The 1186-nt window shown below is 64.8% G+C and carries 2 protein-coding genes; both read left to right on the top strand.

The genetic code is table 11. From position 1 onward, the window contains the following. On the top strand, nt 1-928 hold a 928-nt coding region (locus A2I95_RS40250; RefSeq protein ID WP_291737925.1), incomplete at its 5' end, for a D-alanyl-D-alanine carboxypeptidase family protein. Beyond that, on the top strand, nt 925-1186 hold a 262-nt coding region (locus tag A2I95_RS40245; RefSeq protein ID WP_291737924.1), incomplete at its 3' end, for a dTMP kinase. The genes A2I95_RS40250 and A2I95_RS40245, both read left to right, overlap by 4 nt.

Raw genomic sequence — 1186 nt, 5'->3', positions numbered from 1 at the left:
GCCGGTCAGCGAGCACGCGATGAGCTACAAAGGCTCCACCATGTTCCTGGACACCCAGGACCGGGTGCGGGTTGAGGACCTCTTGCGCGGCATCATCGTGCTGTCCGGCAATGACGCCTGCGTGGTGATCGCCGAGGCGCTGAGCCCGGACGGAACCGAGGCCGGTTTTGCCCGTTACATGACCAAGCGCGGCCAGGATCTGGGCATGACCGCCTCGACCTTTGCCAATTCCAACGGCTGGCCTGCCGCCGGCCACCGGATGTCGGTGCATGACCTGGCAATCCTGGCGGAGCGGCTGATCGAGGACTTCCCCGAGTACTACCCGCTGTTTGCCGAAACCCATTTCGAGTTCGACGGCCGCGCGCCCTCCAACACCCGCAACCGCAACCCGCTGTTGAAACTGGGCATTGGCGCGGACGGGCTGAAGACGGGCCATACCGAAGAAGCAGGCTATGGCCTGGTCGGCTCTGCGCTGCAGGGCGACCGGAGGGTGATCTTTGTGGTCTCCGGGCTGAACAGCGAACGCGCACGGGCTGAGGAGGCGGAAGCCCTCGTTAACTGGTCGTTTCGCCAATTTACCAAGAAAACCGTTGCCCAGGAGGGCGTCGCCATCGCCGAAGCCGAAGTTTGGCGCGGGGCCGAGCAATCGGTAGGGTTGGTGCCAGCCAAGGATCTGGAGATTCTGCTGCCGTCGCTGTCAGCCAAAACCATTCAAGGCGAAGTTGTCTATAACGGCCCGATCGAGGCGCCGGTCGCGAAGGGCCAGCGCCTGGCAGAACTGGTTTTGCAGCCCGAGGAATTGCCGGAGGTCCGGCTGCCGCTGGTGGCCGAAGCTGACGTGCCCGCCGGCGGTTTTGTAGTCCGTGTGAAGACCGCCGCGCTGGTGCTGATCAAGCAGTTTCTGACCGGTCCCGAGGGGGCGCTGTGACGGCTGGCGCAGGGAGCGGCCTGTTCATCACTTTTGAAGGCATCGACGGGTCCGGGAAATCAACACAGTGCCGCCTGCTGGCGGAATCCCTGCAGGACGCAGGCCGTGATGTGGTGCTGACACGCGAGCCGGGCGGTTCTCCCGGCGCGGAAGAGATCCGCCGGCTGGTGCTGGAAGGCGACCCCGACCGCTGGTCGGCAGAGACCGAACTGCTGTTATTCATGGCAGCGCGGCGCGACCATCTGGAGCGCACCATCG

The organism is Leisingera sp. F5, assembly GCF_001593695.1.
This window is presented reverse-complemented; position numbering and strand designations above follow the sequence as displayed.